Source organism: Kocuria soli, from assembly GCF_003797835.1.
Classification (GTDB): domain Bacteria; phylum Actinomycetota; class Actinomycetes; order Actinomycetales; family Micrococcaceae; genus Kocuria; species Kocuria soli.
Genome location: NZ_RKMF01000001.1, coordinates 1 through 21,586 on the forward strand (window position 1 = coordinate 1; position 21,586 = coordinate 21,586).

Genomic DNA, 21,586 nt, shown 5'->3' on the forward strand with positions numbered 1-21,586 from the left:
GAAACCCTACAGGCCGCAGACCAACGGCAAGGTTGAGCGGTTCAACCGGACGCTGGCCGCTGAATGGGCCTACGCGCAGCCCTACACCAGTGAGGCCGAACGAGAAGCCGCCTACACGCGGTGGCTCCATCACTACAATCACCACAGACCCCACACCGGCATCGGCGGCCAAACACCCTCACAACGCGTTCACAACGTCACGGGGAAGTACATCTAGGCCGCGAATGCTCGCGACTGAATCTGCGCGAAGAACCCGAGCGCCTGGTCGATCGTGATCTCACCGCGGGTTACCGCCAGATCGAGTTCCTCCGCAACCCCCGCCAGGCGTGCGGTCACGGAGGGTTCCTGGGCCTGCGGCGCTGTGGGCTCCGCCCAGGGCGCATCCTGGTCGGGGCTGGCCGCCGGCGGTCGCACCGCGTTTTCCACCGCGACGGCGGGGGTGGCTCCGACCCCGGACATGAGGGCAGCAGCCAGTACGGTGCCGGCGGCGGCCTTGCCGGTGCGGGTGGCCTGGCGGTTAAGTTGGGAAACTCCGGCGGAGATCCGCGATCTCCGCGCATTCCGGGGCACAGGGGCAGGACGGGGTTCCGACGACGAACTCTTCGACGACGATGTGCTCATACCCTGCAGTTTGCCCGCTTCGTCTGTGTGAATCCTGCCGTTCGCATCACAAATCGGTCACACCTCTAGACTGGCGAATGAACACGCGGATGACCGCTCATGGGAGTCGGGCGCCGGCACCCACCATGACCGTCCGTTACGAACCCGCGCGGTGTGCTCCTCTCTCCGGCTCATCCGGCCGTGACGAGCAGACCCGAATGACGAGAAAGGAGTACCCAGTGGCCAGCGATTCGACGTTCGACGTTGTCAGCAAGGTGGACAAGCAGGAGGTCTCCAACGCCCTGAACCAGGCCCAGAAGGAGATTGCCCAGCGCTACGACTTCCGTGGCGTTGGTGCGGACATCGATTACTCCGGCGAGAAGATCCTGATCAAGGCCAACTCGGAAGAGCGCGCTTTGGCCGTCCTCGACGTCTTCCAGTCCAAGCTCGTCAAGCGTGGCATCTCCCTGAAGTCACTGGACGCGGGCGACCCGTACGCCTCCGGCAAGGAGTTCCGGATCGAGTCCTCCATCAAGGAGGGCATTGCGCAGGACCAGGCCAAGAAGATCACCAAGCTCATCCGGGACGAAGGACCCAAGTCCGTCAAGGCAACCATCCAGGGTGATGAGCTGCGCGTCTCCTCCAAGTCCCGGGACGACCTTCAGGACACGATCTCCATGCTCAAGTCTGCCGACGTGGAGGTCGACCTGCAGTTCGTCAACTTCCGCTGACCGTTCCCGGGCCCGGCCGGTTCAGGGCCGGGCGTCCCCGCCGCCGGCCATGTTCTGCAGCCGGGCGATCCGGTCCGCAGTCGGCGGGTGCGTGCGGAACAAATTCGCCATTCCGCGCCCGGAGAACGGGTTGGCGATCATCATGGAGGACGTGTTGACCACCCGCTGGTCGTTCGGGTCCAACGGTTGGGCGCTGACGCCGTTCTCGATCTTCTGGAGCGCATTGGCCAACGCCAACGGGTCACCAGTGAGTTGGGCGCCGTCCTCGTCTGCGTCGTACTCGCGGGTCCGTGAAATGGCCAGCTGAATAACCGTGGCGGCCATGGGGGCCAGCAGCGCAATGGCCAGTCCCGCCAGGGAGTTTCCGCGGTTGTCCCCGCCACCACGGCCACCGAAGATCGCGGCGAACTGCAGCATCTGGGCGGCCGAAGTGATGATGCCGGCCACGGCCGCGGCCACCGAGGACGTCAGGATGTCCCGGTTGTAGACGTGCATGAGTTCGTGGCCGAGCACGCCCCGCAGTTCACGCTCCTCGAGCAACTGCAGGATCCCTTCCGTACAGCACACTGCGGCATTCTGCGGATTCCGACCCGTGGCAAACGCATTCGGGCTCATGGTGGGCGACACGTAGAGCCGTGGCATCGGCTGACCCGCTTGCTGGGAGAGTTCCCGAACGGTCCGGTACAGGCCGGGCGCCTGCTGTTCGGACACAGGGACGGCACGCATGGACGCGAGCGCGATCTTGTCGCTGTTCCAGTAGCTGTACGCCGTCGTACCCAGCCCGATCAGGGCGAACACCCCGATGAACACCGAGTTGTTGGCCGCCACGGCCACGCCGTACCCGATGGCCAGGAGCAACAACCACATGCCACCAAGCAGGGTGACGGTTTTCAGACCATTGAAATGCCGGTGCATTCAGCACTCACCTCCAGCCAATCAGCACCCAACCGTCCGGGGTGAGGACCCAGTACCCGCCGGTATCCGAACCGCTGGTCGGGTCACTGGTCGGGTCGGTGGAATCCCCACCGGTGGTGTCGCGGGTGGACGTGTCCGTGCCGGATGTGTCCGTACCCGACGAATCCGTGGACCCGTCCGTCGGCTCGGAGGCGTCGGTGGTCGGCAACGGACTCGGGGAGGGCTCCGTCGTGGGAGCGGGTCCAGTCGTCTGCGTCGGATCCTGGGTCTGCGGCCCGGGCTCGTCGGTGGGCAGGTGGGTCTCCGGGGTGTCGACTCGCGTCGAGTCGCCCCCGTCAGTCGGGACACCTGCAGGATCCGAGGTCTGCCGAACACCGTCGCCCTCCCCCGTTCCGGGGTCCGTGGGTGCCGGTTCCGTGGAAGTCGGCTCTGCGGGCTCAGCCGGCACTTCTTCGGACTGGTTCGGGGTTGGCGCGGTCGGCGCTGTCTCAGGGGTGTCGTCCACGACGGGCGGCACGAGAGCGCCGGCGTGCCCCGTCCCCGGTGTGGTCCCCGAGCCCTCGGGCGCCTGCTGGCGGGGTGCCTCCGGCACCCGGACCGTCGCGGGGTCTTGTTGGTCGGCCGAACGCGGCAGCACACCGTTGGCGGTCGCACCCGAATCGTTCTGCGCGGGGGCGGCCGCCTGGCTCTCCGGGCTCCGAGCGAGTGGGGGGTCAGCGGGGACGTTGCGGAATGCACTCATGCCGACAGACGGTCCTGTGGCCTCTGAAGCTTCGGTCGAACGCGCGGTGGGCCCGGACAGCTCGTTGCTGCGCTCCAGGCCGACGCGCACGGTCTCCGAACTCTCGGAGTCGTCCGTGGGCGTGCTCGAGGCGCGATCCGCGCTGTCCGACGAGGTGGCTCCGGCGGTCTCAGCCGCCTCCGTGGCCTCTGCCGGTCCGTCATGGGCCGGGAACGGAAGTCCACCGAGTGTGGTGGAACCGTTGGTCCCGTCGTCCCTCACGAGCGTGTTGAACCCGACACCGACCAGCGCGACGACGGCGGAGGCCGCCACCGCACCCACAACGACCTTGAGTCCGACTCCGGCTCCAACGACGCCCGTGACAGTTCCCGCGTTGGCACCGGACCCGGCCGAGGAGGCGTCGCCCGACGCCTGGTCGGCCGAGGGTGGCGGGTCGTCGACGACACCCTCGAAGAGGGAAGGTCCGTGCGACGAATCGGCTGCCGCGGCGGTGGTCGTCGGGTCGATCGCCACCCCGCCCGTGGAGCCGGTTGTCCCGGCGGCGTTCTGCGTTCCTTGGGCCACCCCGGATGCGACCGCAGCGGCTCCCGTGCCACCGCCCGAGACCATGAGCGCGGCCAGGACCTTGGATTCGGTGCCCCACAGGGGCAGTGCCGCCAGCGCGGGGAGCAGCCAGGTCCGCATTCCCACGCCGGTCTCCTGCAGTTGCAGGTACTCGGCCGTGCACCGCGGGCAGGAGTCCAGGTGCTGCTGCACCTCCCGTCGCGCCCGAGACCCGAGGCTCCCCCGGGCGAAGGCACCGAGGTCTGCGGCGATCTCCGGGCACTGGCTCGTGGCGGCCGAGGACACCTGCGCCTGCAGATAGGCGGCCTGGAGGCCTCCCCTTGCCCGCTTGTTCAGCGCCGACACCGCATTCGGTGTCATGCCCAGGACCTCGGCAATCGCCTGCGGTTTCATACCCTCGACCTCGGCGTGCCACAGCACGGCCTGCCAGCGTTCCGGCAACGAGGCGTACGCACCGGCGACGGCGACGGCGTCGCACTGCCGGACCACGACGTCGTCGAATTCCTCTGCACCGTCGAGTTCGCTGTGCTCACCGACCGGCTGCACGCGTGTCGAGGCGACCCCGTGGTCAACGGCCAGGCGGCCGATGGTGGTCACCAGGTAGCTGCGCAGGAACTTCTGCGGGCCCCCGCCCTTGCGGATGACGGACAGAACTCTGGTGAAGGCCTCGGAGACCAGGTCCTCGGCGTCCTGCACGTTGCGGGTGTGCATGCGGGCGACATTGAGAGCAGTGGAACGGTGGCGCTGGTAGAGCACGCCGTAGGAGGTCTCGTCACCGGCGCGCACTGCATCCAGCAGTTCCTCGTCCTCGAGCGGACCGTCTGCCGCAGGAGCCTGCTCCCCCGTGCCGTCGACATCGGGTACGCCCTGTGCCCCACCGTCGAGGAGTTCGTCGGCGAGGTCCGTGTCCTGCTCGGGACCGGGGCGGCCGGTCACAGGATCGTTCGAGTGCTGCGGGACGATGGTTGGCCTCCTACTGGCCGTCGGCCGACTGGTGAGGTGTTGGTGGGTCGCACGAACATCAGCGGCAGCGAGGTGGTTCGCCGACGATGGTCGGCATTCACGTGTGGGAGTTGCGTCTACTCAGGTGTGGCACGCAATCCCGAAAATTCTACGCGCCGGGGTACCGCAGGCCAAGAGCCGTCTGATTAGTACAGACGACACTCAGGGGACACCGGTGAAAGTCTCGGGGCGGGTTGTTGTGAACTACTCAGATCTTTGGTTAGCGTGAATCACATGCAGCGATCCACGACGGTAATGGCAGGCACAGCGGGCGGGACGAGGCCACGCCCGCTCCTGGCCGCCGACGAGTGGGCATTGCAGTTGCGCGGACACGGTCGTCGGGTGACCAAACAACGGCTTGCCGTCCTGGGCGCCACCGATCGCCATCCACACTCGTCCGCAGACGAGATCACGCGGTGGGTGCGCGAAGACCTGCCGTCGATCACACCCCAGTCGGTGTACGTGGTCCTGTCGGACCTCACCGAGCTGGACCTGGTGCGGAAATTCGAACCACCGGCCGGCCCGGCACTGTACGAAACCCGCACGGGCGACAACCACCATCACGCGTACTGCATACGGTGCGGCCGGGTGGAGGACGTCGACTGCTCGGTGGGTGCCGCTCCGTGCCTGGTTCCTTCCCAGGACCACGGGATGACGTTGCTGTCCGCCGAGGTCCTTTACCGAGGCCTGTGCGAGCGGTGCCAAGCCACCGCCGCAGCCGAACCACAACCGTGAATTCATGAGGAGGACGAACATGTCAGAGATGTCAGGAAAGTCCGAACAGCCAGAGATGTCAGGGCAGGACGTTCGCAACATCGGCGAGCGCCCCACCGGGACCTTCACCACGGACCAACAGGGACGGGCCGTCCCGTCGGACAACCATTCGCTCACGGTGGGCGGCCCCGACGGGGTCATCTCCCTGACCGACACCTACGTGGTGGAGAAGCTTGCGGCCTTCGACCGCGAACGTGTGCCCGAGCGCGTGGTCCACGCGAAGGGCGGCGGGGCGTTCGGCGAACTCGAGATCACCGAGGACGTCTCGCAGTACACCCGCGCCGCCGTGTTCCAGCCCGGGACCAAGACCCCCATGCTCGCCCGCTTCTCAACGGTGGCCGGCGAACAGGGGTCCCCTGATACCTGGCGCGATCCCCGCGGTTTCGCCCTGAAGTTCTACACGACCGAAGGAAACCTGGACATCGTCGGGAACAACACCCCGATCTTCTTCGTCCGCGACGGGATCAAGTTCCCGGACTTCATCCACTCCCAGAAGCGCCTGCCCGGTTCCGGCCTGCGTGACCACAACATGCAGTGGGACTTCTGGACCCATCACCCGGAGTCCTCCCACCAGGTCACCTACCTCATGGGTGACCGCGGTATTCCCAAGAACTGGCGCCACATGAACGGGTACGGTTCACACACCTACCAGTGGATCAACGCCCAGGGCGAGCGGTTCTGGGTCAAGTACCACTTCGTCTCCAACCAGGGCGTGGAGGGTCTGACGCAGGAGGAGGCCGACCAACTGGCCGGTCAGGACGCCGATGCCCACCGCCGGGACCTGTACGACGCGATCGAACGCGGAGAGTTCCCGTCCTGGGACGTCTACGTCCAGGTCATGCCGTACGAAGACGGAAAGACGTACAAGGTCAACCCGTTCGACGTCACCAAGACGATCTCCAAGAAGGATTACCCGCGCATCAAGGTGGGTAGGTTCACGCTGAACCAGAACCCGTTGAACTTCTTCGCCCAGATCGAGCAGGCGGCCTTCTCCCCGGGGAACACGGTCCCGGGGGTGGCGATCTCCCCGGACAAGATGCTCATGACGCGTGTGTTTTCCTACCCGGACACCCACCGCCACCGCATCGGGGCGAACTTCGCGGATCTTCCGGTCAACTATCCGCACTTCGCCGAGCAGAACTCCTACTCGCACGACGGGCCCATGCGCTACACGTTCAAGTCCCCGGCGGTCCCGGTGTACGCCGAGAACTCCAAGGGCGGGCCGCACGCCGACCCGGCGCGGGCCAACGAGGACATGTACTGGCAGTCCGACGGTGAGATGGTCCGTGCCGCAGCCACCGTACGCGGGCCCGAGGACGACGAGAAACGTCAGGCCTCCGAGCTCTACTCCGAGGTCATGTCCGCCGAGCAGCAGGACATGCTGGTCAACAACGTGGCCGGGCACATCGGCGACGTGACCGACGACGGGATCCGCGAACGCGCGTTCCAGTACTGGGAGAACATCAACCCGGAGCTGGGTTCCCGGGTCCGCCAGAAGTGGGCGGAAAGCCAGGGCTGACGGCCGACACCCGCTCGGTCAACCGCGCGGGAACCCCGAACCGGGATCGACCTCGGGCTGACCCGGGTCTGCATCGAGCAGGCCCGGGTCGCTGCTCAGCATCCCGGGATCGGTGTCCACGTCCAGGCCGCCGGCCATGGGCGGCAGCGGCACGCCGTCCTCGACGTTCTGCGCGGACGAACGCTCCACGGATTCCAGCACGTCCCGGATGTCCTCGCTGCTGAACGAGGCGACCGGTGGCCGCGCGTTCAGACAGACCTGGCGGGCACCCGTGCCCAGTGCGTAGCGCAGGACGTCGCGGGCCGGGGCGGAACGAATCGCAAGGCCGGGGTCCAGCGCAGCGACTTCGGCGGCCGAGGTGAACAGCAGCAGGGTGTCGGCCACCTGTCCTTCCTCCGGTTTCGCCCACACGGGTTCGACGTCGGAGGTCGTGGCTGCCGCCGGAGCCGCACCTTCGGGTTCGTTTGCGGAACCATCAGCCGCCCGGTCCCCGTTGCCGGTCACGGGACGCACACCCAGGAGCAGCACGCTGTTGGGTCCGACCATTCCGGAGAGCACCTGCGGCACGCTGCCGATGGCCAGCCCGTTCTTGGCGACGTCGTTGCGGGGTGAGGACAGGAGCCAGTCGATCTGCTCGCGGGGGATCCGGCAGGACGCGGCTCCCGCGTCGATGATGAGGTGGTCGTACTGTCGGTCCGCACCCACCAGCTCCAGGATCGCCGTGGCCCGCTGCCGCAGGAACACGGGGTCGCCCTCCTGGCCGGAGCGGTCGAACATGTTGCGCGCCTCGCGCTGGGCCGTGTAGGCCGCCAGGGACCGTGTGCCGTCGGCCTCCGCGAAGCTCTGCAACCGGATCACGGAATCTCCCGTGATCTGCTGGTTGGGCCCACGGACGAGGTCCGATCCCGTGGCATCCACCAGGAGGTCCCCGGCGGTGCACTGCCGGAGCACCTCGATGAGCCCTTCTTCGGAGGGCGCAGCAGCGAACTCGGCCACGGCCTCCCGCAGCCGCGGGTTGACCGTGCCGTCGGGGTCGGCCTCCTGCTCGGTTCCCGGGGGCAGAACCGGAATGACCTGGTCGCTGTCTCCGGCCATTGCCGACAGCCAGGTGGGAACCCTCGCCTCGGTCCGCGGAAAGGCCTCGAGATGTTCGATGCCCTCCTCGATTCCGTACGGGCCTTCCTCTCCGAGGGTGGGCGGACGCTCGTCGAAATTGTGCTGGGCGGCGAAGGAATACGTCGGTCGGGGCCACCCCTCGGCGGTCACGGTGACCACCGTGGACAGCCAGGTGCCGCGGCCCGGGCGGTAGGCCAGGGACTGGAGCCGACTGATCCGGCGCAGGATCGGGCTGCCGGGTTTGATGGGCCCCACGGTGCCGGGCAGGGTGTGTTCGCCACGGTGTTCCGTGATGCGCAGCCACACACGCCCGCCCTGTGGTTTGAGGTCGACGTCCATCCGGTCCCACCCCAGCTGGGCGTTGAGGACCTCGAGGACCCAGTTGCCGACGGACCGGAGCTCGTCCTGGAGGGCTTCGGCGACCTGCTCACTGCTCAGCAGATCTGCTGCGTGCCCTCCGGCACGATTGCGGGATCGCTTGCCGGGCTCCTGCTGTGGCTGAGTCATGTGAACAAGCCTATCCGGCAGGCTGTCCACGGGTTCCATCAGCCGTTGCTAGCCTGGAGGTTATGACGACTTCACTGCAGGAACTGATCGACGACTCGATCTTCATTTCGACCGAACATCAGGCCCGTCTGGCCGAATTGAGCCAGGGCGTCGAGTGGGACGTGGACTTCTCCGTTCCGTCCTTCACCCTGCAGTCCGATCCGCCCGTCGTGCTGACCCCGCACCTGCTGGGCACCGACTCCGCCGAGCGCGGCTCCTGGGTGTGGTCCTGGCAGGAACTGGGCCACTTCCCCTCCGAGGTCGTGGCCGCTGCCGTCCAGTCCCGCGAATCAGGAGCGCGGGCCGACGTCGACGAACTCATCACCGATGAACTGCCCACCCAGGACGGCCTGGCCCGTCAGTTGACACTGGCCACAAAGTCCCTGACCGGCGTGTGGGCGCACTACCCGGCCCGCGTGGGCAAGCAGGTCACCGCCTGGCTCCTGTTGGAGGGCCCCGAGCTCGAGCTCGAACCGATCTCCCTGGAAACCATGATGCGCGTGATCGCCGAGGCCCTCCAGACCGGGACCGCGGTTGACCACAACCGGGCATTGGACTCCTACGCCAAGCTCCGCGGGATGCACATCGAGTGGGACACCGACGCCACGTGCGTGATCTCCACCCGCGACGGCGCCCAGCGGTTCTGGTTCGAGGACCACCAGGTCTCCGGGGTGGAGCCGGCCGAGTCCACCGTGGGCGAGGACGAACTCGCCCGCCTGGAGCAGGAGGCCCGGACCCGCCGCGAGGCCCTGGCCGCCGACCGTTCCGACGCGCAGCAGATCGCCGAACAGCAGGCGGCTCAGGACACCGCGGTCCGAGAGGCCGAGGAGGCCACGCGCCGTGAGGCGTCGGCAGCCGCTGACAGCCCCGCCGAGTCCGTTTCGGTGGCCCCGGAGGCCGCGGCCGCTGCGGAAGCCGGCGAGGGTGACGAGGCAACGGCGACGCAGGCCCCGACCCAGGACGGCCAGGAGCCGCTGCCCGCCGAGCTGTCCCGCGAGGACCTGGAGGCACCCGTACCGGGTACCGCTTCCGAGGATCTGCCCTACGACCAGGAGCCGCGCCGCGACATCGCCCCCGGCGAGGTCACGACCACCACGGTGCCCTCCCTCTCCCCCGAGACCGACGACGACGCCCGGCGCGACCATGCACGGACCGCCGAGCAGGCCGCAACGGCGGACCGCGAGGACCACCGTTCGCCCGGCGTCGTTTCCCCGGAGGAGTACGCGGCCCGCACCGAATCTGCGGAGCCGCGGGACACGGAACGCCCCGAGGTGCGGCAGCCGCGCGTCGAGGAGCCTGCCACGGCTCGCCCCGTCCAGGACGAGGCCGTCGAACCGGTCATCGGACCCGGGGGCACGGTTGAGGAGCCGGGCGCTGCGCAGGCCCCGGCAGATCGCGAGCCCGCCACTGCCGGAACCGGAGCAGACCAGAGCCCGGCAGCGCCCGGTTCCGCGAAGCCCGCGGACGACGCTCGGGCCACGGACGATCAGCCCGCTGACGCCCAGACCGCCCGCGAGGACCGCGAGCAGGAGGACGAGCCGCGCAAGAAGGGCTTTTTCAGCCGCTTCTTCGGGCTGTGATCGGGCAGTGACCGTTTGAGCACGCCCGAACCGGTGCGCCCAGGAGGCGACGACCGGCGCGGGTTGGTCTTCGGCGCGAGCGCCTACGGACTGTGGGGGCTGCTGCCCCTGTACTTCGTGGCGCTCGTGCCCGCCGGAGCCTGGGAGATCGTGTCCCTGCGCGTGATCTTCGCGCTGGGCCTCTGCCTGGTCCTGTTGGCCGTCTTCGGGCAGTTCGGCCGGTTCCTGGCGGCCTTCACCCAACCGAAGGCGCTGGGGCTCTTCCTCCTGTCCGGGGTGCTGATCGGGTGCAACTGGCTGCTGTACACGATCGCGACCACCACGGGCCACACGCTGGAAGCCTCCCTGGGTTACTTCATCAATCCCATCGTGGCCATCGCCCTGGGGGTCCTGGTCCTGCGGGAGAAACTCAGGCCTCTCCAATGGGGTGCGGTGGGCCTGGGGCTGGCCGCCGTGGTCGTGATGTCCGTCTTCTACGGTCAGGTTCCGTGGCTGTCCCTCGGACTCGCGTTCTCCTTCGGACTCTACGGTTTGACCAAGTCGATGCTGCGCGGCAGCTGGCCCGCGCTGGTGTCCTTGACCATGGAAACGCTGGCCATCATGCCTCCGGCCGCTTTGATCATCGCCGGGCTGGCGCGTGGCGACCAGCTGACGCTGACGGGCCACGGGACCACGCACACGCTGTTGCTCGCGGCCTCCGGTGTGGTCACGGTCGTGCCCCTGCTGCTCTTCGGACTGGCGGCCGCCCGTCTACCGTTGAGCACCGTGGGGATGCTGCAGTACATCGCACCGATCCTGCAGTTCCTCCTGGCCGTGCTGTACCTGCACGAGGCCATGCCGCTGGAACGCTGGCTGGGATTCGGGATCGTGTGGGCCGCCGTCGTCCTCCTGGTCGTGGATGCCTACGGCCGCGGCCGTGCGCAACGACGGCGGGCGAGGGGCGCCTGAGGTCGTCCCCGGTGGTCCACAGAAACGGCTCGGGCCGGGCACCCTGTTGGGTGCCCGGCCCGAGCCGTTGTCATGAGTGGTGCGGATCAGTGGTCCGGTGCGGTCCTACTCGTCGCCGCTTTCGTCCGGCTGGCGCCGCAGGTTCAGGATGGAGGCGATCAACCCGCCCCACACCGTGACCCCGGCCACGACCAGCATCACGATTGCTTCGGTGCTCATCGGGTTCCCTCCTCGACTGCGTTCGTGCGGGCGTCGTCGGACTCCACCCAGGGCTCGGAAGCGCGCTCCCGGTGCTCGTGCGGGTCGTGCCAGGGGGTCCCGTCACGTACCACGGAACTCGTGATCGTGGGGGTCACCCCGGTGCTCAGGTACTTCTGGTCCAATCCCGGGTCCAGCACCGCCAGTGCGGGCGAAGACTGGGCCCCACGGGAACGCTTGGACCACGGGATCTTCGAGACGATCAGGGAAATCACCACCAGGGAGATGGCCATGCCCCAACCGAAGGTCACCACGAACCAGGTGGGGAACCCACCGTAGCCCTCGGAGAGCACCGTGGTGATCTGCCCGATGATCGAGTAGCCCAGGACCACGACGGCCACACCGCCGATGAAGATCATCCAGGTGCGGCCGACCTTGAAGGCCGACACGGCGTTGAGGTGGTCGCGCAAGCCCGGGAGCGCTGTCAAGCCGGCGCTGAGGGTGATCACCGCAGCCAGGGACGCGGCCATGATGCCGAAGTTGTTGACGAAGGCGTCCGTGACGTCCAGGAGGTTCAGGCCAGTCGTCGTCGGGAACAGCAGCAAGGAGGCCACGGCCAACGGGACGACGACGGCGATGGTGCCCGCCAACCGTCCCAGACCCAGCTTGTCCTGGACGCCCGCGATGATGACCTCCACGATCGAGATCAACGAGGTCAAGCCCGCGAAGGTCAGTGCCCCGAAGAACAGCACACCGAGCAGGGCACCCATGGGCGCCTCGGAGATGATCGTGGGGAAGGCGATGAAGGCCAGGCCGATGCCGCCGCTGACGACCTCGGAAACCTCGGCCCCCGATGCCGTGGCCATGAAGCCCAGCGCCGCGAAGACGCCGATGCCGGCCAGGATCTCGAAGGAGGAGTTCGCGAAGCCGACGACCAGCGCGGTGCTGGTCAGGTCCGAACGCCGCTTGAGGTAGGAGGCGTAGGTGACCATGATGCCGAAGCCCACGGACAGGGAGAAGAAGATCTGCCCGTACGCGGCCATCCACACCGCACTGTTGCCCAGAGCCGACCAGTCCGGGGTGAACAGGGCGTTGAGACCGGCACCGGCACCGTCCAGGGTCAGCGCCATGACCACCATGACGGCGAACATGACCACCAGCAGCGGGATGAAGACCACGTTGAAGCGGCCGATGCCGCGCTGCACACCCAGGGCCATGACCACCAGCAGGATGACCCAGACGAGAGCCAGACCCAGGAGCACCTGCGGGACGAAGTCGAAGCTCGGGGCGACGGTGTCGGCGACCTGCAGGTACTGGCCCATGAAGAAGCCCTCGGGGTCATCCCCCCAGGCCTTGGTCACGGAGAAGATCGTGTAGGAACCGGCCCACGCGATGATCACCGCGTAGTAAGCGGCGATCACGAAACAGATGCACAACTGCCACCAGCCGAGGAACTCGGCCTTCGGATGCAGGCGCCGATAGGACAGCGGTGCGGAGGCCCGGTAGCGATGTCCCACCGCGTAGTCGAGCATGAGCAGCGGGAGACCCGCCGTCAGCAGCGCGATCAGGTAGGGGATCATGAAGGCCCCGCCGCCGTTTTCGTAGGCGACGTACGGGAAACGCCAGATGTTTCCCAGGCCGATGGCGGAGCCCATGGCGGCCAGGATGAAGACGGTTCGATTGGAAAAGACCTCACGCTGTTGCGCAGCGGGAGGTGCGGATGTGTTTGAGGACACGGGTCCACCTCGTGGTGCTCAGAGGGTGCCTGGCGCGAAAGGCCCGGCGGTGGTTGCGAATGGTTCCGCGGGTCCGGTGAGGGTGGCCGGAGGGACGGTTTGAGGGTTCAGGCTACCCGGGCTTATGCGGATCGATGCACCATGCCGCGCGCGAAGCTCTGCAAGGCGCGTTTGGCGGTGGATTCCGGCAGAGGCGCCAGGGCGGCTTCCGCATGGTTGACCCAGGACTCGGCGACCTCCCACGCCCCGTCGATGGCGGGATGCCCGGCCAATGCCTCGACCGCACGGGCGAGATCTTCGTCCGCGGTCAGGTCACCGTCCACGAGTGCGAGCACTTCCTGGGCGGAGGTGTCGCCCCCGGCAGCCATGCGTCGCAGCACGAGGACGGGCAGGGTGGGGACGCCTTCACGCAGGTCGGTACCGGGGGTCTTCCCGGTCTGAGCTGCCGTGGACGTGATGTCGATGACGTCGTCGGCCAGTTGGAAGGCCACGCCGATCTTCTCACCGTAGTTCTCCAGGACCTCGATGACCTCGGGGGTCGCACCGGCCAGGGTCGAGCCGTAGACCCCGCACGCTGCGATCAGCGAACCGGTCTTGCCGGCCAGAACCTGGATGTAGTGCTCCAGGGCGTCGGTGCCCTCGGGCGGGCCGGAGGTCTCCTGCAACTGGCCGGTGACCAGGCGTTCGAACGCGTTGGCCTGGATCTGGTAAGCCCGCTGGGACAGCGTGGCCACCAGCGCGGAGGCCCGCGCGAAGATCAGGTCCCCGGTGAGGATCGCGACGTTGTTGCCCCATACGGTGTGGGCCGCATCCACCCCGCGGCGCACGGGTGCGGAGTCCATGACGTCGTCGTGGTACAGCGAGGCCAGATGCGTCAGTTCGACCACGACGGCGGCGTCGATCACGTCGTCGTTGATCCCGCCTCCGATGGCACCGGCGAGCACCGTGAGCAGCGGCCGCACGCGCTTCCCTCCCGCTTTGAGCAGGTGGGAGGCCGTGACCTCGATGAGGGGGTCCGAGCTGCGCACTTCTTCGGCCAGACGGGTCTCGATCCGGTCCAGGGCGGCCAGAACCTGGGCACCGAACTCGGGATCGGCCGCGATGACCTCCATGCCCGCGGGAAGCGCGGAATCACCACCGGTGGCGACGGTCTCGCCCGCGGGGGCGTGGGCGTCGTCGTGCCGTTGGGGGGCGGAGGAGGAATCAGTCACGGTTCTCCACTTTACTGGTTTCGGGGGATTCTTTTGCCGCGGGCCGGATGTTGGAGGTCGGCGGGGTGAGCGCGTCCAGGACGGCGACGGCCCGATCCTGCCAGGTGCGCGGCGGATGATCGGTCAGCTCCGTCATGGTCTGCACCACGAAGCGCATCAGCGGTGGCACGGCCATCCCGGTGGCCAGGGCCGCTTTCATGACCCGGGGGTGCCCGATGGCCTCCGCCAGAACCCTCCCCTGTGTGAAGTGCGCACCCCACTCGTTCCGCAGGCGGTGTGGGTAACGGGCGAGTACGGCATCGCGTTGGGCCGGCCCGTTGGCCCCGGCCGCCTCCACGACGTGTTCGGCGGCGTACCGGGCGGACTCCATCGCGTTGGAGATCCCCTCCCCGTTGAAGGCCGAGACCAGGCCGGCCGAGTCACCCAGCAGGAGCATCCCGGGGTCCCAGTGCGGCGTGCGGTTGAAGGCCATCGGCAAGGCGGCGGAGAGCACCTTGCCCCGGACGTGGTCGGGATCGAAGGTCCACTCGGGCGGCATGGACGACGCCCAGTCGGCCAGCACCTTGCGGTAGTCCAGTTTCCCGAACGCGGGCGAGGTGTCCAGGATCCCGAGTCCGACGTTCGCGGTCCCGTCGCCCGCGCCGAAGACCCATCCGTATCCGGGCAACAGACCACCGCGGGGGTCCGACCCGTCCGTGAGTTCCAGCCAGCCCTCCATCCAGTCCAGGTCACTGCGGGGGGACTCGTAGTACGCACGGACCGCCACACCCATGGGGCGATCCTTGCGGCGGTGCAGTCCGGCCGACACGGCGGTGCGGGAGGACACCCCGTCGCAGGCCAGCACCAGGTCCGCACGGTGCTCCTCCATCTCTCCGGTGCGTCGCCCGTCGCCGTCCAGGACGGCCGCGGTCGCCCCGACCACGCGATCGTCGTCGTCACGCAGCACGCCCGTGACGGAGCGGTGTTCAAGGATCTCGGCCCCCGCGGAGCGTGCGTGCTCGGCCAGGTGCTGGTCGAAGCCGGCCCGCGAGCGCACCAGACCGTAGGAGGGGAAGTCGGTGAGTTCGGGCCAGGGCAGTTCGATCGCCCGGCCGCGGGCACGGATCCGCAGCCCCTGGTTGCGGGCGTAGCCCAGCTCGGGGCCGTGGGGCAGGCCGATGAGTTGCATCTCCCGGACGGCGCGCGGGGTCAGCCCGTCACCGCAGACCTTCTCCCGCGGGTAGGCGGTCTTCTCCAGGACGGTGACCTCCATGCCCTGGGAGGCCAGCCAGTAGGCAGCGGTGGCTCCCGCCGGCCCACCGCCTGCGATCAGGACCTTCACGCCAGCCTGATCTCCGGTGCACCGTAGGCGGGGTTCTCCCCCTTGATCCCCCGGTGCACGGCCACGATGCCGCCCGAGAGGTTGCGGTACTGGACGTTCTCCCACCCGGCGGCGGCGATGTCCTTGGCCAGGCCCTCCTGGTCGGGCCAGGCCTCGATCGACTCGGCCAGGTACTCGTAGGCCTCCGGGTTGGAGGAGACCTTCTTGGCCATGCCGGGAAGGGCCTTGACCAGGTACTCGGCGTAGACCTTACGGAAGGCCTTGTTGGTGGGCGTGGAGAACTCGGCGATGACCAGGCGGCCGCCGGGCTTGGTGACGCGGTACATCTCGTGCAGGGCGCGGTGGTACCCCTCCACGTTGCGCAGTCCGTAGGAGATCGTGACGGCGTCGAAGGAGTCGTCGGCGAACGGGAGCATGGTCGCATCGGCCTGTAGGAACTCGATGTCCGGGCGGCGGGAGCGTCCGACCTGCAGCATGCCGAGGGACAGGTCGGCGGCGACGACCTTCACGCCCGCGTCCGCGAACGGCTCGGAGGACTTGCCCGTCCCGGCTGCCAGATCCAGCACGAATTCGCCGGGAACGGCCCCCACCGCCTCCGTCACGGCCTTCCGCCAGCCGCGGGTCTGGCCGAGGGACAGGACGTCGTTGGTCAGGTCGTACCGCGGGGCCACCTGGTCGAACATGGCGGTGACGGCATCTTTGCGCTTGTTCAGGTCTGCTCGGTTCACGCTGCCATTGTGGCACTGATCGAACGGCGGCATTGATGCCGCATCGATGCGGCACCGATGTGGCATTGATCTGGACGCCGACCGCGACGGCAGGCGTGATCGAGCCGCCTTCCCCCCGGCCTACACTGGCCGGGATGCCCACTTCCGATCCGTTCACCACTCCCGAGGACGCCACGAGTTCCCCGGTCACCGCGTCCCCGGCCGCCGCTCTTCGCTCGAGCCTGACCGTCGACCTCGCCGAGGTTGCCGCCCACCCGGATTCGCCTGTCACCGCCGACTTCGCGGCCAACCCTGACCTCCGACGACTGTTGACCGCGGACGACGCGAGCGTGTGGACCATCGGCGGCCTGGGGCTCATCGGCTTCGGGCGGGCGGCGAACGTGGTGGTCACCGGGGACGACCGATTCACCGGCGCTCGCGCGTGGTGGGACGAACTCACGGCGGGTCTGAGCATCGTGGACCCGCTCTCCCGCTCGGCCACCGGCCCCGTGGCTTTCGGGGCCTTCGCCTTCGCGCGCACGTCCACCGCCGCCTCCGGGCTGGTCCTGCCGGAACTGGTGATCGGCCACGACCACGACGGCGCTTGGGTCACCCTGGTCTCCACGGCGCCCGAGCTGACCATCGCCGACGTGGCGGAGGCCTGGAACCGGCTGGTCCCGACGGTCCTGCCCGCAGGCGCCCCCGAAGCCCTCGCCCCGGACGCGGACACGACCTCAGGACCGGGCTCAGACCCGGACTCACGCTCGGGCTCGAACCCCCACGCGGTCGAGGACGAGGCCGCAGCCCGGACATGGTGCGCTTCCGTGGAGGAGGGTGTCCAACTCATCCGGGACGGACAACTCGAGAAGCTGGTCCTGGCCCGCGCCGTGACGGTGCAGGGTGACGGGCAGCCGTTGGACCTGACGCGGGCGCTGCGTCGTCTGGCCGCCGACTACGACACCTGCTGGACCTACTGCGTACGGATCGCCGACCACGAGGACCGGCACGCCGACACACTCTTCGGCGCCACCCCGGAGCGCCTGGTCCGCGTCCTGGACGGCACGTTGCACGCCCGTGTCCTGGCCGGGACCCTGGACCGCGCCTCGGCCCCCGAGGGGATCCCGGGATCGGAGTGGGCCCGGCGCAACCTCTTCGAGGACCCCAAGCAGAGGGCCGAGCACGAGTTCGCGATCGGTTCCCTCCTGGGCTCCGTGGCCGCCTACACGGAGGAGGTGGAATCCTCCACGGACCCGTTCGTGCTGGAGCTGCCCAACGTGTGGCACCTGGCCTCGGACGTCTCGGCCGATCTCACCCCGGGCCCGGACGGCACCGTGCCCTCGGCCTTGGAACTGGTGGAAGCCGTCCATCCCACCGCCGCCGTGTGCGGCACGCCGACCCACGAGGCGGCCGAGGCCATCGCCCGCCTGGAGGGTCTGGACCGGGGCCTCTACGCGGGACCCGTCGGTTGGCTGGACTCCCGCCACAACGGGGACTTCGGCATCGCCCTGCGCGGAGGGGTCCGACGCACCGAGGACACGGCCCAGGTCTACGCGGGCTGCGGCGTCGTCGAAGCATCCGTTCCCGCGGAGGAACTGGCCGAGACTCGAGCCAAACTGCGCCCGGTACTCAACGCCTTGGGCGTCACGCCACGATCCTGACGTGGGAGAACCGCCGTCACGCGGAAGTCACAGTCGCCCCGCGACATCCGCGTAACGGCACGGCGCGTACCATTAACGCGATCGTTGTACCGCTTGACCACCACGACGGGCCCCACGCCCGAGGTCGTTCGGGCGACGACCCCCTCCGGCAGGCGCTCCCGCCCGGCGCGCCCCGGCCCGGGCCTGTCCCTTGCCCACACCACACCGATCTTGAGGTATCCCATGAGAACCCGCCACTCCTCCACCCTGTTCGCGGCAGCGGGGGCCACCGCCCTGGTCCTGGCCGGCTGCACCTCCACGACCGGGGAAGCCCAGTCCGAGTCCGGGGTCCCCCTGGTCGAGGAAGGCGCCCTGACCGTGTGCGCCAACACCCCGTACCAGCCGTTCGAGTTCGAACGCGACGGCGAGGTCGTCGGCTTCGACATGGATCTCGCCGACGAGATCGCGGCCGACCTGGGTGTGGAGAAGAAGGTCATCCAGACGGGTTTCGAGGGCATCGAGTCCGGCGCGGACCTGTCCACCAACAAGTGCGACGTCGCGATCTCCGGTATCACCATCACGGACGCCCGTAAGTCGGCCATGAGCTTCTCCGAGCCGTACTTCGACGACGAACTGGGCCTCTTGGTCCCCAAGGATTCGGACATCAAGTCCTTCGACGACATCGGCGACTCCACCGTGGCCGTGCAGCAGGCGACCACGGGCCAGACCTACGCCGAGGGCAACGACCTGAACTTCGAGCAGCAGGAGGACGTCGAACTCATGCTGCAGAAGCTCGAGACCGGTGGCGTGGACGCCGTCGTCGGCAATGTCTCCGTACTGGGCACCCGTGCCGCCGACAACCCCGACCTGGAGCTCGTCGACCAGCAGTCCAACGGCGAACAGCTGGGTGTGGGGGTGCGCACGGACAACACCCAGATGCTCGACGCCGTGAACTCCACGATCGAGCGCGTCAACGAGGACGGCACGATGGAGACCATGCGCAAGGAGTGGATGGGCCTGTGAACGCGATCAATTCCCGCGTGTTCCTCGGTGCCGCCGCGACCGGCATGCTGATCCTCACGGGCTGCACCTCCACCACCGGTGATGGCGAGGACGGCTCACTGCAGACCATCAACGAAGGCCAGCTCACGGTCTGCTCGGAGTCCAACTACCCCCCGTTCGAGTCCGAGAAGGACGGCGAGATGGTGGGCCTGGACATGGACCTGGCAGCGGAGATCGCCAAGGACAACGACCTCGAGGTGCACAACGTGACCCTGCCGTTCGAGACCATGGTCTCCGGCGCAGCACTGGACACGCAGCAGTGCGACATCGTCACGTCGGCCCTGACGATCACCGACGAGCGCAAGTCCGTCATGGACTTCTCCGAGCCGTACTTCGACAACCAGCTCGGCCTGGTGGTCAAGAAGGGTTCGGACATCGAATCCGTCCAGGACGCGATCGACTCCGAGGCCCGCGTGGGCGTCATGCAGCAGACCACCGGGGATTCCAAGGCCAAGGAACTGGGCCTGAACTCGGTGCAGTTCGAGGACGTCCTGATGTTCCAGGACCTCGAATCCGGCGGCGTGGACGCCGTGCTGGACGACCTGGTCCCGATCGCCCAGCACTCCGAGGAGTACCCGGACTTCGTGGTGGTCGAGGAGGTTCCAGCCGACGACCAGTTCGGAGTGGCCGTTCGCAAGGGTGACACCGCGATGCTCGAGGCCGTGAACTCGACGATCGAGCGGGTCAAGGAGGACGGGACCATGGACGAGATCACCGAGAAGTGGATCCCGGTCAACGACCAGTGATGACTGCCTCGTGTGGCGTCCACGCCCATCTGCCGCCGTGGACGCCACACTGGCAAGGGCACCATCCGTAAGCAGCAAGTGCCGGCAAGAGCCGCAAGAGAAGGAAACCATCCGACATGGCTATGACCGCCCGCAAGAGGGCCCAGATCTCACGGGGAGTCCAGTACGGACTGCTGGCCGTGATCGTGGTGGCCCTGGTGTTCATCGCGGACTGGAACACCCTGATCTCGCGCGCCCTCAACCCGTCCGTGATGGCCCAGCAGTTCCCGGAAATCATCACGGTGGCGCTCAAGAACACGCTCATCTACACGGCCTTGGGCTTTGCCGCCGGCATGTCCGGCGGCATCCTGCTGGCCCTCATGCGCCTGTCCTCGGTGGCCCCCTACCGGTGGATCGCGACGCTCTACATCGAACTCTTCCGCGGGGTCCCGGCCCTGTTGGTCTTCCTGGCACTGGGCTTCGGTGTCCCCCTGGCCTTCCAGGTGCGGTTCAACAACCTGGTCACCGTCATGCTGGCCCTCGGGTTGGTCTCGGCGGCCTACATCGCCGAGTCCCTGCGCGCCGGCCTGCAGGCGGTGCCGAAGGGGCAGTATGAGGCCGCTCGTTCCCTCGGCATGACCCACGCCCGCGCGATGTTCACGATCATCATTCCCCAGGCCCTGCGCATCGTCCTGCCGCCGCTGACCAACGAAGTCATCCTGCTGGCCAAGGACTCCTCGCTGGTCTACCTGCTGGGCATGACCGTTTCCCAGTACGAGCTGACCAAGTTCGGTCGAGAGGCGATCTCCGGCACGGGTGCCGGCCTCACCCCGTTGGTCCTGGCCGGTGTCTGCTACCTGATCATCACCATTCCGTTGGGCCTGCTGGCCCGGTACTTCGAGCAGCGCGCCGACGCCCGCTCGGCACGCAAGTAGGAGCAAGCCGTGATCAAGTCGACTTCCACCTCCACCTCGGCCGCGCCGGTCGGTGAGGCGCACCCCGCCTCCGTCACGATCGACGGACTCCACAAGTCCTATGGCTCGCTGGACGTCCTCAAGGGGATCTCGCTCGACGTCGCCCCCGGCGAGGTCGTGTGCCTGATCGGCCCGTCGGGTTCCGGCAAGTCCACGCTGCTGCGTTGTGTCAACCTCTTGGAGACGCCGCAGAAGGGCGTGATCCGGGTCGGCGATGTCGAGGTGACGGATCCCGATGTCGACATCGACGCCGTGCGCCGCCGCGTGGGCATGGTCTTCCAACAGTTCAACCTGTTCCCCAACATGTCTGTGCTGAGCAACCTGACCATTGCCCAGCGCAAGGTGTTGGGCCGCTCCGATGCAGAGGCCAAGAAGGTCGCCCTGCACAACCTGGAACGCGTGGGACTCTCGGACAAGGCAGACAACGCGCCGGGGCAGCTTTCGGGTGGACAGCAGCAGCGCGTGGCGATCGCGCGTTCCCTGTCCATGGACCCGGAGCTCATGCTCTTCGACGAGCCGACCTCCGCCCTGGACCCGGAGACCGTGGGTGACGTCCTGGCGATCATGCGCGATCTGGCCAGGGAGGGCATGACCATGCTGGTGGTCACCCACGAGATGAGCTTTGCCCGCGACGTGGCCGATCGGGTCGCGTTCATGGACGGCGGAGTCGTGGTGGAAGAGGGCCCTGCCCAGGAGGTCATCGGCGCGCCGCAGCACGAACGTACCAAGACCTTCCTGTCCCGCGTGCTGAACCCGACCGCCGTCGATCACCCCGAGAGCTGACCCGGCACAGCTTCCAGTGGTGTGTGCCCAACCCGCACCGCAGAAGACCGCCAAACCTATGAATCACCCGCAACCTATAGGTGATTCATGCCTAATCGTACCCTGGCGAATGACCGGGCGTTCCCCCAATATGAGCTGAATCACATCCCTGTCACGATCGAGAGCACCCCTCCTGCTGATCGAAAGGACCTGGCA

Annotated in this window: 20 protein-coding genes; 11 read left to right on the top strand and 9 right to left on the bottom strand. The window is 67.9% G+C overall.

Going from position 1 to position 21,586, the window contains the following annotated elements; genetic code table 11:
* On the top strand, window positions 1-217 hold a 217-nt coding region (locus tag EDL96_RS00005; protein WP_148079883.1), incomplete at its 5' end, for an integrase core domain-containing protein.
* On the opposite strand, the gene EDL96_RS00010 is transcribed toward EDL96_RS00005, so the two are convergent.
* Complete coding sequence (locus EDL96_RS00010) at window positions 214-621, bottom strand: hypothetical protein (RefSeq protein ID WP_123823427.1); 408 nt, start codon at window positions 619-621, stop codon at window positions 214-216. The genes EDL96_RS00005 and EDL96_RS00010 overlap by 4 nt on opposite strands.
* Before the next feature lie 218 nt (window positions 622-839).
* On the opposite strand from EDL96_RS00010, the gene EDL96_RS00015 reads away from it, so the two are divergent.
* On the top strand, window positions 840-1,331 hold the full coding sequence (locus tag EDL96_RS00015; RefSeq protein WP_123823428.1) for a YajQ family cyclic di-GMP-binding protein: 492 nt from the start codon (window positions 840-842) through the stop codon (window positions 1,329-1,331).
* A 21-nt stretch (window positions 1,332-1,352) separates the two neighbouring features.
* Here the strand turns inward: EDL96_RS00015 and htpX are convergent, their stop codons facing one another.
* Entirely contained in the window at window positions 1,353-2,246 is an 894-nt protein-coding gene (gene htpX, locus EDL96_RS00020; protein ID WP_123823429.1) for a zinc metalloprotease HtpX, read from the bottom strand.
* 7 nt (window positions 2,247-2,253) lie between these two features.
* On the bottom strand, window positions 2,254-4,488 hold the full coding sequence (locus EDL96_RS00025) for a sigma-70 family RNA polymerase sigma factor (protein ID WP_123823430.1): 2,235 nt from the start codon (window positions 4,486-4,488) through the stop codon (window positions 2,254-2,256).
* Window positions 4,489-4,809: 321 nt separating this feature from the next.
* Between EDL96_RS00025 and EDL96_RS00030 the strand changes: the two genes are divergently transcribed.
* Window positions 4,810-5,289, top strand: a complete 480-nt coding sequence (locus EDL96_RS00030; protein WP_199732493.1) for a Fur family transcriptional regulator — start codon at window positions 4,810-4,812, stop codon at window positions 5,287-5,289.
* Between the two features lie 55 nt (window positions 5,290-5,344).
* A complete protein-coding gene (locus tag EDL96_RS00035; protein WP_123823674.1) occupies window positions 5,345-6,847 on the top strand; it encodes a catalase in 1,503 nt (500 codons plus the stop codon).
* Between the two features lie 18 nt (window positions 6,848-6,865).
* On the opposite strand, the gene EDL96_RS00040 is transcribed toward EDL96_RS00035, so the two are convergent.
* Window positions 6,866-8,470, bottom strand: coding sequence for an SseB family protein (locus EDL96_RS00040; protein ID WP_158609435.1), 1,605 nt, complete (start codon window positions 8,468-8,470; stop codon window positions 6,866-6,868).
* 62 nt (window positions 8,471-8,532) lie between these two features.
* Here EDL96_RS00040 and EDL96_RS00045 point away from each other — a divergent pair, with 62 nt between their 5' ends.
* Together EDL96_RS00045 and rarD are read left to right on the top strand one after the other, a co-directional pair.
* Window positions 8,533-10,089: a DUF6882 domain-containing protein gene (locus tag EDL96_RS00045; RefSeq protein ID WP_123823433.1), complete on the top strand. Its 1,557-nt coding sequence runs from the start codon at window positions 8,533-8,535 to the stop codon at window positions 10,087-10,089.
* Window positions 10,090-10,104: 15 nt separating this feature from the next.
* Complete coding sequence (gene rarD / locus EDL96_RS00050) at window positions 10,105-11,037, top strand: EamA family transporter RarD (RefSeq protein WP_233568564.1); 933 nt, start codon at window positions 10,105-10,107, stop codon at window positions 11,035-11,037.
* Between the two features lie 105 nt (window positions 11,038-11,142).
* Here rarD and EDL96_RS00055 read toward each other — a convergent pair whose 3' ends face one another.
* From EDL96_RS00055 to EDL96_RS00075, 5 genes are all read right to left on the bottom strand, one after another.
* The gene (locus EDL96_RS00055; protein ID WP_123823434.1) at window positions 11,143-11,256 is read right to left on the bottom strand and encodes a methionine/alanine import family NSS transporter small subunit; all 114 of its coding nucleotides are present in this window, start codon (window positions 11,254-11,256) and stop codon (window positions 11,143-11,145) included.
* Window positions 11,253-12,890 carry a sodium-dependent transporter gene (locus EDL96_RS00060; protein WP_123823676.1) on the bottom strand — a complete coding sequence of 546 codons (1,638 nt, stop codon included), beginning with the start codon at window positions 12,888-12,890 and terminating at the stop codon, window positions 11,253-11,255. The genes EDL96_RS00055 and EDL96_RS00060 overlap by 4 nt, the downstream gene beginning before the upstream one ends.
* A 203-nt stretch (window positions 12,891-13,093) precedes the next feature.
* Window positions 13,094-14,182, bottom strand: a complete 1,089-nt coding sequence (locus tag EDL96_RS00065) for a polyprenyl synthetase family protein (protein WP_407656878.1) — start codon at window positions 14,180-14,182, stop codon at window positions 13,094-13,096.
* Entirely contained in the window at window positions 14,175-15,503 is a 1,329-nt protein-coding gene (locus EDL96_RS00070) for an NAD(P)/FAD-dependent oxidoreductase (RefSeq protein WP_123823435.1), read from the bottom strand. Before EDL96_RS00070 ends, EDL96_RS00065 begins: the two co-directional genes overlap by 8 nt.
* Window positions 15,500-16,231, bottom strand: a complete 732-nt coding sequence (locus tag EDL96_RS00075; protein WP_123823436.1) for a demethylmenaquinone methyltransferase — start codon at window positions 16,229-16,231, stop codon at window positions 15,500-15,502. The genes EDL96_RS00070 and EDL96_RS00075 overlap by 4 nt, the downstream gene beginning before the upstream one ends.
* 134 nt (window positions 16,232-16,365) lie before the next feature.
* Here EDL96_RS00075 and EDL96_RS00080 point away from each other — a divergent pair, with 134 nt between their 5' ends.
* The 5 genes from EDL96_RS00080 (at window position 16,366) to EDL96_RS00100 (ending at window position 21,391) form a co-directional block, all read left to right on the top strand.
* On the top strand, window positions 16,366-17,868 hold the full coding sequence (locus tag EDL96_RS00080; RefSeq protein ID WP_123823437.1) for an isochorismate synthase: 1,503 nt from the start codon (window positions 16,366-16,368) through the stop codon (window positions 17,866-17,868).
* A gap of 222 nt (window positions 17,869-18,090) precedes the next feature.
* The gene (locus EDL96_RS00085; protein WP_123823438.1) at window positions 18,091-18,870 is read left to right on the top strand and encodes an ABC transporter substrate-binding protein; all 780 of its coding nucleotides are present in this window, start codon (window positions 18,091-18,093) and stop codon (window positions 18,868-18,870) included.
* Entirely contained in the window at window positions 18,867-19,655 is a 789-nt protein-coding gene (locus EDL96_RS00090) for an ABC transporter substrate-binding protein (RefSeq protein WP_233568566.1), read from the top strand. Before EDL96_RS00085 ends, EDL96_RS00090 begins: the two co-directional genes overlap by 4 nt.
* A gap of 116 nt (window positions 19,656-19,771) precedes the next feature.
* Window positions 19,772-20,569 (top strand): amino acid ABC transporter permease, encoded by a 798-nt coding sequence (locus tag EDL96_RS00095; RefSeq protein ID WP_123823439.1) that lies wholly within the window; start codon window positions 19,772-19,774, stop codon window positions 20,567-20,569.
* Between the two features lie 9 nt (window positions 20,570-20,578).
* Window positions 20,579-21,391: an amino acid ABC transporter ATP-binding protein gene (locus tag EDL96_RS00100; protein ID WP_407656879.1), complete on the top strand. Its 813-nt coding sequence runs from the start codon at window positions 20,579-20,581 to the stop codon at window positions 21,389-21,391.
* The last annotated feature ends 195 nt before the right edge of the window (window positions 21,392-21,586 follow it).